General features: G+C 53.9%; 12 protein-coding genes. 3 read left to right on the top strand and 9 right to left on the bottom strand.

Annotation, left to right across the window (positions count from 1 at the left end; all coding sequences use genetic code 11):
• Together PEL01S_RS28355 and PEL01S_RS28350 are read right to left on the bottom strand one after the other, a co-directional pair.
• Positions 1-885: a carbohydrate ABC transporter permease gene (locus PEL01S_RS28355; protein WP_063183760.1), complete on the bottom strand. Its 885-nt coding sequence runs from the start codon at positions 883-885 to the stop codon at positions 1-3.
• 61 nt (positions 886-946) lie between these two features.
• Positions 947-2,323, bottom strand: coding sequence for an extracellular solute-binding protein (locus PEL01S_RS28350; RefSeq protein ID WP_063183762.1), 1,377 nt, complete (start codon positions 2,321-2,323; stop codon positions 947-949).
• A gap of 267 nt (positions 2,324-2,590) precedes the next feature.
• On the opposite strand from PEL01S_RS28350, the gene PEL01S_RS28345 reads away from it, so the two are divergent.
• Entirely contained in the window at positions 2,591-2,842 is a 252-nt protein-coding gene (locus PEL01S_RS28345; RefSeq protein WP_127462647.1) for a YkgJ family cysteine cluster protein, read from the top strand.
• 33 nt (positions 2,843-2,875) lie between these two features.
• On the opposite strand, the gene PEL01S_RS28340 is transcribed toward PEL01S_RS28345, so the two are convergent.
• The 6 genes from PEL01S_RS28340 to pdhA all read right to left on the bottom strand — a co-directional run bounded on the left by PEL01S_RS28340 (position 2,876) and on the right by pdhA (position 9,030).
• Positions 2,876-3,328 carry a hypothetical protein gene (locus PEL01S_RS28340; protein ID WP_127462646.1) on the bottom strand — a complete coding sequence of 151 codons (453 nt, stop codon included), beginning with the start codon at positions 3,326-3,328 and terminating at the stop codon, positions 2,876-2,878.
• A gap of 161 nt (positions 3,329-3,489) precedes the next feature.
• Complete coding sequence (locus PEL01S_RS28335) at positions 3,490-3,948, bottom strand: hypothetical protein (protein WP_127462645.1); 459 nt, start codon at positions 3,946-3,948, stop codon at positions 3,490-3,492.
• Between the two features lie 207 nt (positions 3,949-4,155).
• Positions 4,156-5,574 carry a dihydrolipoyl dehydrogenase gene (lpdA, locus tag PEL01S_RS28330; protein WP_063183769.1) on the bottom strand — a complete coding sequence of 473 codons (1,419 nt, stop codon included), beginning with the start codon at positions 5,572-5,574 and terminating at the stop codon, positions 4,156-4,158.
• A 6-nt stretch (positions 5,575-5,580) separates the two neighbouring features.
• Positions 5,581-6,924 carry a dihydrolipoamide acetyltransferase family protein gene (locus tag PEL01S_RS28325; protein ID WP_127462644.1) on the bottom strand — a complete coding sequence of 448 codons (1,344 nt, stop codon included), beginning with the start codon at positions 6,922-6,924 and terminating at the stop codon, positions 5,581-5,583.
• Between the two features lie 34 nt (positions 6,925-6,958).
• Positions 6,959-7,939: an alpha-ketoacid dehydrogenase subunit beta gene (locus PEL01S_RS28320; protein ID WP_025850255.1), complete on the bottom strand. Its 981-nt coding sequence runs from the start codon at positions 7,937-7,939 to the stop codon at positions 6,959-6,961.
• Between the two features lie 20 nt (positions 7,940-7,959).
• Entirely contained in the window at positions 7,960-9,030 is a 1,071-nt protein-coding gene (gene pdhA, locus PEL01S_RS28315; RefSeq protein ID WP_010497124.1) for a pyruvate dehydrogenase (acetyl-transferring) E1 component subunit alpha, read from the bottom strand.
• A 216-nt stretch (positions 9,031-9,246) separates the two neighbouring features.
• Here pdhA and PEL01S_RS28310 point away from each other — a divergent pair, with 216 nt between their 5' ends.
• Positions 9,247-9,975: an alpha/beta hydrolase gene (locus tag PEL01S_RS28310; protein ID WP_127462643.1), complete on the top strand. Its 729-nt coding sequence runs from the start codon at positions 9,247-9,249 to the stop codon at positions 9,973-9,975.
• A gap of 16 nt (positions 9,976-9,991) precedes the next feature.
• Here PEL01S_RS28310 and PEL01S_RS28305 read toward each other — a convergent pair whose 3' ends face one another.
• On the bottom strand, positions 9,992-10,867 hold the full coding sequence (locus PEL01S_RS28305; protein ID WP_010497122.1) for a lipoate--protein ligase family protein: 876 nt from the start codon (positions 10,865-10,867) through the stop codon (positions 9,992-9,994).
• A gap of 236 nt (positions 10,868-11,103) precedes the next feature.
• Between PEL01S_RS28305 and PEL01S_RS28300 the strand changes: the two genes are divergently transcribed.
• Positions 11,104-11,988, top strand: coding sequence for an RNA polymerase sigma-70 factor (locus tag PEL01S_RS28300; protein WP_127462642.1), 885 nt, complete (start codon positions 11,104-11,106; stop codon positions 11,986-11,988).
• Positions 11,989-12,039 lie beyond the last annotated feature (51 nt).

Raw genomic sequence — 12,039 nt, 5'->3', positions numbered from 1 at the left:
TCAGTATTTAACCTCCTCTACCCTGCGTGTGAACAGATGGAAAATAAGCGTGACGACAGACGTAAACACAAAAATGATAATCGCAATGGCATTCGCGTAACCGTATTCGCCGGCTGAATACGCCTGCTTGTACATATACGTGGCCATGACTTCCGAGCTGCCGAAAGGCCCGCCGCTTGTCATAATCAATACGATATCCAGCGCCTTCATCGCGCCTGTGATCGACAGCAGCATGACGACGACGATGACCGATCGAATGAGCGGCACGGTAATGTGCCACGCCTTCTTGAAGCCGACGGCGCCGTCGATTTCCGCCGCCTCCAGCACTTCCGAAGGAATCGCGAAGATGGCTGCAAGCACCAGAACGATATAAAATCCGGTCCACTGCCAAGCGTTCGCTACAAGCACCGCAGTCATCGCCGTATCCGGGTTACCGAGCCACGGCTTGGCCACATCGGCGAAACCGGTAACGCGGAGAAGCTGATTAAGCAGCCCGGCATCCGGTTGGTAAATGAATTGCCATATAATCCCGACCGCAGCCGTCGACAGCACGCTCGGCAAAAATACCGATACTTTATAGAGCCCCAGCATCTTCTTCGCCCTGCTGATGATAATGCCGACCGCGATAATGATCGGTACTTGAATAATTAATGAGAACCCGACAAAATAGACGTTATTTTTAAATCCGATCCAAAACTTTTCGTCTTGGAGCGCTTTAAGGAAGTTATCGATTCCGTTGAACACCGGTTCGTTAATCCCGTTCCAGCTTGTGACGGAATATCTTAAGGACGAGAACAGCGGGACAATATAGAACGTCACATACAAAACCAGGGCCGGGACGACAAAAATTAAGTAGGCCACCGGATTCCTCAGCACCTTATTCATGGATCACCCTCCGATAGCAAAATGCGGGCGCCGCGCGATGGCGGCACCCTCGTTTAGCTGTTTACTTTTTTTCACCGTCGGCTTTATTTGCTTCTTCTTGCGTTTTTTGCATGCGTTCGGCTACTTTCTCCGGTGCAATTTGTCCGCCAAGCAGCTCTTGCATCGAAGTTTCGAGCGTTACCTTCACTTTCGGCTGAACCAAAGCGTCGAACGCCGGGAATGCACCTTTGGACGACCCTTGAACGTCACTGATTTCTTTAACCAGCGGATGCGCGTCATTCGAGCCTTTAACGTTTTTCATGGCCGGAATCCGGTTCGCTTTGTTAAGTTGATCGGCTTGATTCTCAACCGTGTAGAAGTTTTTGATGAATGTTTTCACGGCTTTCATTTCATTTTCGTTCAAGTGAGCGGAGAAACCGTAGCCGTTACTCCAGCCGCCGTTGATGTAGCCGTCGCCTTTGCCGCCAACCTCCGGAAGACGGAAGAAGCCGACATTGTCTTTCACGGTCGATTTTTCTTTGTCAAGCACCGCGGAAGTCGCCCACGTGCCGTCAAACAGCATGGCCGCCTGGCCTGTGTAGAACTTCGCCTGACCTTCGGCATATTTCAGTCCCAACACGTTAGGATCGATATAGCCTTTTTCCTTCAATTCCTTCATCCTCTTGAACGCTTCTACAACCGGAGCGTCAGTCCACTTCGTTTTGCCCGGTTTGAAGCCTTCCTGCAGCTCGGTACCGCCTAAGCCGACAAACAAGCTGTTGCCGAGCATGTTGATGGCCCAAGCGCTTTCCGGTCCGCCGCCCAGTGCGATCGGCGTAATTTTTTTCGCTTTCAAGGCTTCGCAGACTTTGAGGAATTCTTCCCAGTTTTTCGGAACCTGTACGCCGGCGTCCTGGAACATTTTCTTGTTGTAGTAGAACCCTTCCACGTAACCGGATTCCGGCAGACCGTAGATTTTGCCGTCTACCGTAAATTCGCTGAGGTTGTAGAATTGGTCCGACAAGCCAAGCTCTTTAAGAATATCGTTCAACGGGAGCAAGTGGCCTGCCTTGGCATAGTTCTGGGTGTCCGCACCGCCGAATAAGTTGAAAATGTGCGGCGGCTTGCCGGAGGACATTTCCGCTTTCAGCTTCACATCGCGGTTGACGGTATCTTCGACGCCGTCGAGGTTCAGCTTAAGTCCCGGAACGTCCTGCTCCGTTTTCGCCGTCACCTTTTGCAGCAGCTCCAGCGTCGATTTCGCCGTGTCCCGGACGTTGATGTGGCGCACCGTCATTTGGAACGAGCCGGCCTTCGCCTCCGTACCGGCAGCCGACTTGCCAGGATCTGCGCCTTTGTCTTTGTCGTTATTCGCTGCCGGCGCAGAGCTGCCGCAGCCTGCCAGTACGGTGGTCAGCAAGAGCGCTGCGCTTGCGGAACAAAGTACACTTTTCTTCATCTGGGAATCCCCCTATTTCCATATTTGTATCGGTGACCTTCACCTTGCTTTTATTATAAAATCGCGCCATGGCGCGTCACAGGTATACATTTCAACTTTGGTGGGATAAAATTATCTACTTATTATTTATTTCCATTTTTAATAGTGTATTTCTAATAAAAAAAGGGAAAGCCCATTGGCTTCCCCGATCTTCTTAACGAATATGGTATAATAAGAAAATGAGTCGTAGAGCGTGGTTGAAGCGCAAAAAAATAGGAGGTAAGAACTATGGAATGCCGAGTCGGATGCGCCGCTTGCTGCATCGTTATATCGATTTCTTCCCCGATTCCGGGCATGCCGGAAGGCAAGCCTGCCGGGGTTCGCTGTACCCAGCTCACAGCGGATAACCGCTGCGGATTGTTCGGGAGTCCGGAACGCCCGGCCGTATGCGGCAACCTGCGGGCCTCAGAGGAGATGTGCGGCCATTCGAACGAAGAGGCTTATGCGTATTTGGAAGCTTTGGAACGGGCGACAAGCTGAGGCCGGGACGGCCCGCTTCCAACGCTCCATTATTTATGGTTCAATTGGCACTCTTAAATAACCGTCGCCATAGCATTCCATCGCATGATCCGTTTCGCATTCAAACTTAAGAGAATACCAGTCTGTTCTGGTTGCAGTATAGTATCCCCCGGCGCCTTTTTCCGGAGGCACAACGACTTCGGATTTGACGACACCGTCATAGAGACTCACGAGAGAAACAGTCGTACTATAAACGCTTTCGGACGTCGTATTGAGACTTAAGTAGCCATAATCAATTACCATTCCCTCCTTGACATAAATGGATCGGGTTTGTGACTCTCCATAGCCTGGAGGAAGGAATGCCCCTTGACATGTATAGAACTCGTCACTGCAATTGTACGTAACGTAAGCAAAAGCTTCCCTTGTGCCCAAGCCTGTTGAAAGCGCAAGAACGAAAAGCACTACGACTATTTTTTGAACCGCTTTTTCTTTGAACCACAGACTCATTTCATACACCATCCTTTTGAATTATTAAATTTCAGAACATTGATCGGCTACGGAAGTATCCCCCATTCTTTCCGGGTTGAAGAAATTAAGCTGCGACTTATGATTTGATACATTTTGTATCATAAAAGACGGAGCAATTCGCTTAGCGAGGCCGCATCATGTCATTTCGATGTTCGTAAGTAACCTCTGCCATCGCAATCGCTTGAGTACCGACATTCCATAGAAAGATAATAGTATTGCGATTTCGGCGCGATAAATTCCCCATTGGCTTCGCCTCCTTGAGGAACAACCGCAGAGGCAACTTGTACCGGAGTACCCGATTCCAAATATAAAACTAAAATTTCCGTCTTTGAAATATCATACGTCTTCTTCCTTGAATCCTTATAGTGATATGAGATTACTTGTCCTTCGGGAACGTAGATTTCAACCGTGTCCATTCGCTGCGCAAGATCGGGCACTAGATCCGCCGCTTGACAATGATAGAGCGCATCACTGCAATCCCATGTCGTCTGCCAGGGTCCGCCCAAGGCTTCCCTCGTGCCCAGACCCGTGAAACAAACAACAGTCAGCAGAATTGCCATTACTTCTTTAAACCTCGATCTTTTAAACCCCAAGCTCATTTGATACACACTCCTGCACATTAAATTTGACGAAAATGAAAATTATGGTTATATAGTTTTATATTACCATTATGAGATTATATGTAAATAAGTCACTGGGAGTAGGAGCAAAGTTTCAAATTCAGTACCGTGACCATTTTGCTATTAAAAAAACCCGAAACAACGCAGCTCTAAGCTGCATTTGCTTCGGGTTTCGAATATACGAATTTATTTTTTGGCAAGCTGGTGAATCGGATGGCCGAGCGCGCCTTCGGCGGCGTCCATCGTGATTTCGCCAAGCGTCGGATGCGCGTGAATCGTCATCGCAATGTCTTCAAGCGTAGCGCCCATCTCGATGCCGAGCGTCATCTCTGCGATCAGGTTGGAAGCTTCCGCTCCTACAACCTGTGCCCCAACCAAAAGGCCGGTGTCTTTGTCGCCGACGAGCTTCACAAAGCCGTCCGTGACGTTCATCGATTGCGCGCGGCCGTTCGCCCCGTAAGGGAACTTGCCGGTGAACACGTTGATGCCTTTGGCTTTCGCCTCGGTCTCGCTGAGGCCTACGCCGGCGATTTCCGGATCCGAGAAGACGACGGCCGGAATAACTTTGTAGTCCACAACGCTCGGCAGTCCGGCAATGGATTCTGCCGCCACTTTCGCCTCGTACGAAGCTTTATGAGCGAGCGCCATGCCCGGTACGATGTCGCCAATCGCGTAGATATGCGGAACGTTCGTCTGGCATTTTTCGTTGACTTGGATCAAGCCGCGTTCGCCAACCTGTACGCCTGCGAGTTCCAGCGACAAGTCGCCATCGGTATTCGGACGGCGGCCGACGGTAACCAACACATAGTCCGCGGTGATTTTGTGCTCTTCGCCTTTGACGGTGTAGGTTACCGTCACGTCTTTGTCCGTTTGCTCGCAGCCTTGAGCCATCGCTTCGGTGACGACTTCGACGCCGAGCTTTTTCAGGTTGCGCGCTACCGGCTGCGACAGTTCTTTTTCGAAGCCCGGCAGGATGGAATCGGAGCCTTCCAGCACCGTCACCTTCGCGCCGAACTTGGCATACGTTTGTCCCAGCTCGATACCGATGTAGCCGCCGCCGATGACGACAAGGCTCTTCGGCAGTTCGCTCAGCGACAGCGCTTCGGTCGAGGACAGAATGCGTCCGCCGTACGGGAATGCCTTCAGCTCGATCGGACGGGAGCCTGTCGCAATAATGCAGTGGTTGAAACGGTAACGCGCCGTTTCGTTATCGTTGAAGACGCGCGCTTCATGCTCGTTGATGAACAGCGCCTCACCGTTAAAGATTTGCAGCTTGTTCCCTTTCAGCAGCATCCCTACGCCGCCGCTTTGCTTCTTGACGATGCCGTCTTTCCACTCCTGGATCTTCGTCCAATCGACGGTCACATTCTCCGCCGAAATCCCGATCGACGTGGCATGCTTCATCACTTCAAAATGATGCGCCGCGGAAATCAGCGCCTTGGACGGAATGCAGCCACGGTTCAGGCACACGCCGCCAAGCTCGGATTTGTCCACGATCAGCACGCTTTTGCCAAGCTGAGCCGCGCGGATACCGGCTACATAACCGCCGGGGCCGGCCCCAATGACCAGAACGTCAATTTCAATCGATGCGTCTCCTACTACCATCTTGGATTACACCTCCATGACAAGCAGTTCCGGATCTGCCAGCAGCTGCTTGATATAGTTCAAAAAGTTTTGAGCCGTAGCGCCGTCGATAATGCGGTGGTCGAAGCTAAGCGACAACGCCATAACAGGAGCGATGACGATTTCGCCGTTTTTGACGACCGGTTTTTCGCTGATGCGGCCCGTTCCGAGGATCGCCACTTCAGGGAAGTTGATGATCGGCGTAAAGAACATGCCGCCGGCGGAGCCGATGTTCGTAATCGTGATCGTGGAGCCTTTCAGCTCGCTCGGACCGAGCTTGCCTTCGCGGCCGCGTACGGCAAGATCCTTGATCGCGCCGGCAATGGTCCAAATATTTTTGCGGTCCGCGTCCTGGATGACGGGTACGATCAAGCCGTTGTCCGTATCCGTCGCGATGCCGACATGGTAGTACTTTTTGTAGACGATTTCCTGCTTCTCTTCGTCGATCATGGCGTTCATCGCCGGGAATTGACGAGCCGCCGCTACCAATGCCTTCACGATGAAAGGCAAGTAGGTCAGCTTGACGCCCTTCTTCTCCGCAACCGGCTTCGCTTTTTCGCGCAGCGCGACGAGGCGGGTCACATCGACTTCGTCCATCAGGGTTACGTGCGGAGCGGTATAAGCGCTCTTAACCATCGCGTTCGCGATCGCCTTGCGGATGCCTTTCAGCGGTACGCGCTCTTCCTCACGGTCGCCGCTGACCGGCGCTGCTGCCGAAGACGCCGACGCGCTTGCTGCCGGAGCCGCTGCCGCCAGTGCTTCAGCCGCTTTCGGCGCGCCGCCCGGCGTGAAGCCAAGCACGTCCTCGCGCGTCACGCGTCCGTTTTTGCCTGTCGCGATAACCTCCGCGATGTTGACACCCTTCTCGCGCGCCAGCTTGCGCACGCTTGGCGTCGCGAGCACTTCGCGCTCGTCGCCTGCCGCTTGGGCTCCGCCGGCCATCGGCGTATCCAGCTTCGAGGCGTTCACGTTCGCCGCTACGGCACCGCCAACCGCGCACTCTGCGCCGCCTTGCGCGGCCGGAGCTTCCACTGCCGCCGGAGCAGCGCTCGGCGCTTCGCCGTGGCCATGAGCCTGCTGCGGCACCTCGCCGGTCACTTCGATGACGGCGATCACGTCGCCGATCGTACATACCGTACCTTCGGAGACCTTGAGCTCGATGATTTTCCCTTCTACCGGAGAAGGTACTTCCACCGTTGATTTATCGTTTTGAACGTCCATCAGGATCGTTTCGTCATTTACCGTATCGCCGGGTTTTACGTGCCATTTCACGATCTCGCCTTCGTGGATGCCCTCGCCCAGCTCGGGAAAGCGGTATTCAAAGTTTGCCATCGGTCGCTCACCGTCCTTGCTTCTTAGTAAGATATTAGAAATCCAATACTTGATTCAGGCCTTTGACGATACGGGCCGGATTCGGAAGCCATTGATCTTCGACTTGCGCAAAAGGATACACCGTATCCGGAGGCGCTACGCGCAGCACCGGCGCTTCGAGATGAAGAATTGCCTTCTCGTTGATTTGCGCGATGACTTCCGCGGCGATACCTGCGGTCTTTTGCGCTTCCTGTACAACGATCGCACGATTCGTTTTCTTGATCGACTCAACGATGGTGTCGATGTCCAGCGGCATCAACGTGCGCAGGTCGATAACTTCGACTTTCGCGCCGCGCGTTTTCTCGATCTCCTCGGCCGCTTTGAGCGAAGTGTGCACCATGGCGCCGTAAGTAATGATCGTGACGTCCGAGCCTTCGCGAACAACATTTGCCTTGCCGATCGGTACCGTATATTCGCCTTCCGGCACTTCCGCGCGGAACGAACGGTACAAGTTCAGATGCTCCATGAAGAACACGGGATCGTTGTCGCGGATTGCCGAAATGAGCAGCCCTTTCGCATCGTAAGGGTTGGACGGTACAACAACTTTAATACCCGGCGTTTGCACCATCAGCCCTTCCAGCGGGTCGGTGTGCAGCTCTGCCGCTTTAACGCCGCCACCGAAAGGCGTACGGATCGTAATCGGCGCGTTGTAACGGCCGCCGGAACGATAGCGCATGCGCGCCGCTTGTACGGCGATTTGGTCGAACGCTTCAAAAATAAAGCCGACAAACTGGATTTCCATGATCGGACGGAAGCCTTGAATGGCCATCCCGACCGCCATCCCGCCGATTGCGGATTCCGCAAGCGGCGTATCGAATACGCGGTTTTCCCCGAATTCGGCCTGCAGACCTTCCGTTGCGCGGAATACGCCGCCGACCTTACCTACGTCTTCCCCGAATATGACCACGTTCGGATCGCGCTGGAGCTCGACTCGCATCGCGTCCTTGATCGCTTGAATCATTGTCATTTGAGCCATGGCTGAAAGTTCCTCCCCTTTTACGCTAAGTAATCCGCTTTTTGCTCTTCCAAATGCTGCGGCGTCGTTTCGAACATGCTGTCGATCAAGCCCGGAACCGTCATTTTTTCCGTTTCTTCGGCCTTCTTGATCTGCTCAGCAACGGTGTTTTTCGCATCCTCGACGACTTTGGCTTCTTCCTCTTCGGACCACAAGCCTTTGGAAACGAGGTACGTACGGAAGCGGTTCAGCGGATCTCTAAGCTCCCATTCAGCCGTTTCTTCTTTCGTGCGGTATTTGGACGGGTCGTCCCCGGACATGGAGTGCGGCAGGAAACGATAAGTTATCGCCTCGATGAGCGTCGCGCCTTCACCCTTGCGGCCGCGCTCTGCTGCGTCTTGAACGGCTTTCACCACCGCGAGCACGTCCATCCCGTCTACTTGTACGCCTTCGATACCGGCAGCAACCGCTTTGTGCGCTACAGAAAGCGCAGCCGTCTGCTTGGAGAACGGTGTCGTAATCGCATAGCCGTTATTTTGCACCATGAAAATCGACGGCAGCTTGAACGCCCCCGCGAAGTTCATCGCTTCGTAGAAATCGCCCTCGGACGACCCGCCGTCACCGGTGTACGTAATGGAAACGCGTTTTTCCCCGCGCTGTTTGAACGCCATCGCCACGCCCATCGCATGCAAATATTGCGCGCCGATGATGATTTGCGGCATAAGAACGTGTACGTCTTGCGGAATTTGTCCGCCGTGCTGATGTCCGCGCGAATAAAGGAACGCTTGGTACATCGGCAGACCGTGCCATACGATTTGGGGCATGTCGCGGTAGCCCGGGCAGATGAAATCGTCTTTGTTCAGCGCGAATTCGCTGCCGACCATCGTTGCTTCCTGGCCGGAAACCGGCGCATAAAATCCAAGGCGTCCTTGACGCGTTAAATTGACAGCGCGTTGGTCCCACGTACGTGTGAACACCATACGGCGCATTAATTCTTTCAATTGGTCATCCGTCAGGTTCGGCATAGCTTCGGGATTCGTAACGGTACCGTCGGTGCCCAGAACGGACAACGGCTGTACTTCCTGTACGCCCACAACATAAGGCTTGCTCATTTCCATATTCACCTCAGCGATAGATTTTGAAGGGATGTCGAAATTGGGGTATTTCTGTTATAGTATTATTATAAACCTGTTTTAGTGAATTGCACAAGAACATACTTGTAAAATGTGAATTCTTTTCGATTAGGCGTATATAACAGTTTCTAAAAAATAATAATACAGATTAATAAAATCCATAAAACTATTATAATACACTGTGAGGTTTGTCACATGGACGACAGCTTGTATTACAAGCGTACTATCGTAAAAGAAACCGTATTTTCACACGCTCTCGGGCAGGAAAGATCGCTGCGCGTTTACCTTCCGCCGGGCTACAACGAACTGTTGTCGTATCCTGTCATCTATTGCCAGGACGGCGAAGATTTTTTTAATTTCGGCCGCATTGCCACCACGATGAACCGGCTTATCTTCGATGATAATGTGGAGCCCGCCATCATCGTCGGCGTAGACGTAGACAAAAAGGTTCGCACTTCCGAGTACGCACCCGAAGGAGAGCGTTTCGGCGCTTACTGCGCGTTTTTTGCCGAAGAGCTGATTCCGTTTATAGAAGATCATTACCCGGTTCGCGCGGATTTGAACGAACGGATCTTGGCCGGCGATTCGCTCGGGGGTACCGTTTCTCTGCATCTTGCCTTAGATTATCGTAGCCTTTTTTGCCAAGTTATATCCTTGTCCGGCGCATTTTTACAAACGACGCAAGAGCGGATCGAAGCCGAGGACGAGTTGTCGTGGCTGAAGCTATCCATGGTTATTGGGCTCGAAGAAACGGAAGTGACGACGGAACGCGGTACGTTCGATTTTGTGGAGGCGAACCGCAAAACAAAACAGCTCCTCGTCACGAGAAGCTGTTCGCTGCATTATGAAGAAAAGCCGGGAAAACACATTTGGGGCTTTTGGCAAAATGAACTGCCGGGCATGCTGAAGCGATTTTTGACCTGAATTCATTACAGACCTCTTATTCGCCGCCGGATTCCTTCCCGCGAATGCCGTAGCGCTCTCGGAGCAGGGCCGCCATTTCTCTCACCTGAGAGGCTTCCGGGACCCACAGTCCCGCTGCCGCCCGTTCCAGCCCTTCGGGGGTTTGCCGCTCGCGCACGACCCGCTTTACCGCCTCCATGAACTTGAGCGCCGCCCCCTCGCCCAGATCGGTCAGCTCTTCCAAGCTGGCCATACTATCGATCGTCACCCGCGGGAAATCGATATCCTGCGCGCCGGCGGAAGCCCGCTCATAAAACTCGCGCGCTTGCCGCGCTTTCTCCGCCCCTGCTCCTTCGGCAATCACGAACGCCTGCACGACGTACGCATGGGCCTGCCGCCGCTGGGCGATGCCGCAAAATTTGCGGCCGCCGATGCTCAGATCGTAATCCCCGGGGCAATAAGCCCCTTCGATCTCCCCTTTGCTCACTTCGCATCCGGTCGCTTGAAGCGCCAGCCGGATCAGCTCGAACATCCGTTCGAAGTCGTCGCGGAAGTCGATTTCCCCCGCCCGGCGCTTCGGCATGATCAACGATACGTTGACGACGCCGAGATCAAGCGGCACTGCCGCGCCACCCGAATTGCGGACGGCGACATTGTAGCCTTGCGCCTCTAAGTACCTAGCCGCTTCCGCCGCTCCGGGCAGCCGGCTGTCGCGCAGCCCCATGACGAACGCGCGCGGGTGACGCCACAGATGGCACATTGACGCCCCGCCTTCACCCACGTGCTTGCACAGCAGCTCCTCCAGCGCAAACGGATACAGCACATCCTGTTCCGTTACGTCTTGCGAACGGTCCAGCAGCAGCAAATCCGAAAGCCCGTTCTTCTTCGGCTGCGTCATCTCTTGCTTGTCCATAGCGGCTAACCCGCTCCTTTCTCGATTCCGCTTCGCGGGCTCGTCTAAACTACCCCCATTCTAAAAGGGTCCGGCGGCCGTTGCAAGTACCCCGGATTTCACTGCCTCCGGAAAACGATCCGTGCTACAATGGAAAGGACTTGTCACAAACCTGCCCGCCGTCTCGTCTTATTTTCTTACGAGCGAACCTTGCCGAAGCCGGCAGTTCGATGTTTACCGCAAAGGAGAATCCGCCTATGACGCAGCTTCCGTTGGAAGACTGGTATACCGAGTATAAATCGCTGTTGTTTTCGATCGCATACCGGATGCTGGGGTCGGTGTCCGAAGCGGAGGATATCATCCACGATCTGTTTCTGGCCGTATCCCGCACAGACCCGGGCGCGATTCAGAACCCGAAGGCGTATTTGTGCAAATCCGTTACCCGCCGCTGTATCGATCAGCTCAAATCCGCTCGCTCGCGCAGGGAAGTATATGTCGGGCCGTGGCTTCCCGAGCCGCTGCAAACTTCGGACAAGGAAGACCCGCTGCTGCATGCGGCCCGGAACGAAGACATTTCCTTTGCCTTCCTGCTGCTGCTGGAGCAGTTGAACCCGGTTGAACGGGCGATTTTCGTCCTGCGCAAAGTGTTCGACTACGACTATAAAGAAATTGCCGACATGCTGGACAAAAGCGAAGCCGCCTGCCGTAAAACATACAGCCGTCTGAAGCAAAAGCTGCATCCCGAGGAGCCCCTGCTCCCTCAGCCCGGCATCGCGGAATCGGAATCGCTTGTCCGCAGCTTTTTGAAGGCAGTCAGCACGGGAGACGTGCTTCAGTTCGTCCACCTGCTGACGGAGGATGCCGTCCTGTACTCCGATGGCGGAGGCAAGGTGCGCGCGGCGCTCCGGCCGATTCTCGGCGCAGACCGGATTGCTGCCTTTCTGCTCGGCATAGCGTCCAAAGGCACTGTCCTGACGCGGAGCGTCCCCGTATCGTTCAATGGCGGAGCCGGACTGCTAGTTGACGGCTCCCGCTCCCGCATCGCCATGTTATTCGAATTCGAAGGCACGCGAATCCGGACGATGTATTTCGTGAACAATCCGGATAAGCTGAGCCATCTGAAGAAACTTCCCGAGCTTTAGTTAGATGGCTCCCCAGCTGCAAAAAAACTCGATTTCCCCTGGACTGCGGGA

This window comes from Paenibacillus elgii NBRC 100335 (genome assembly GCF_004000865.1).
Lineage (GTDB): Bacteria > Bacillota > Bacilli > Paenibacillales > NBRC-103111 > Paenibacillus_G > Paenibacillus_G elgii.
This window is presented reverse-complemented; position numbering and strand designations above follow the sequence as displayed.

Coding starts and splice junctions, on each gene's coding strand:
- PEL01S_RS28355 (WP_063183760.1), bottom strand. CDS start 885: ATGAATAAGGTGCTGAGGAATCCGGTGGCCTACTTAATTTTTGTCGTC.
- PEL01S_RS28350 (WP_063183762.1), bottom strand. CDS start 2,323: ATGAAGAAAAGTGTACTTTGTTCCGCAAGCGCAGCGCTCTTGCTGACC.
- PEL01S_RS28345 (WP_127462647.1), top strand. CDS start 2,591: ATGGAATGCCGAGTCGGATGCGCCGCTTGCTGCATCGTTATATCGATT.
- PEL01S_RS28340 (WP_127462646.1), bottom strand. CDS start 3,328: ATGAGTCTGTGGTTCAAAGAAAAAGCGGTTCAAAAAATAGTCGTAGTG.
- PEL01S_RS28335 (WP_127462645.1), bottom strand. CDS start 3,948: ATGAGCTTGGGGTTTAAAAGATCGAGGTTTAAAGAAGTAATGGCAATT.
- lpdA (WP_063183769.1), bottom strand. CDS start 5,574: ATGGTAGTAGGAGACGCATCGATTGAAATTGACGTTCTGGTCATTGGG.
- PEL01S_RS28325 (WP_127462644.1), bottom strand. CDS start 6,924: ATGGCAAACTTTGAATACCGCTTTCCCGAGCTGGGCGAGGGCATCCAC.
- PEL01S_RS28320 (WP_025850255.1), bottom strand. CDS start 7,939: ATGGCTCAAATGACAATGATTCAAGCGATCAAGGACGCGATGCGAGTC.
- pdhA (WP_010497124.1), bottom strand. CDS start 9,030: ATGAGCAAGCCTTATGTTGTGGGCGTACAGGAAGTACAGCCGTTGTCC.
- PEL01S_RS28310 (WP_127462643.1), top strand. CDS start 9,247: ATGGACGACAGCTTGTATTACAAGCGTACTATCGTAAAAGAAACCGTA.
- PEL01S_RS28305 (WP_010497122.1), bottom strand. CDS start 10,867: ATGGACAAGCAAGAGATGACGCAGCCGAAGAAGAACGGGCTTTCGGAT.
- PEL01S_RS28300 (WP_127462642.1), top strand. CDS start 11,104: ATGACGCAGCTTCCGTTGGAAGACTGGTATACCGAGTATAAATCGCTG.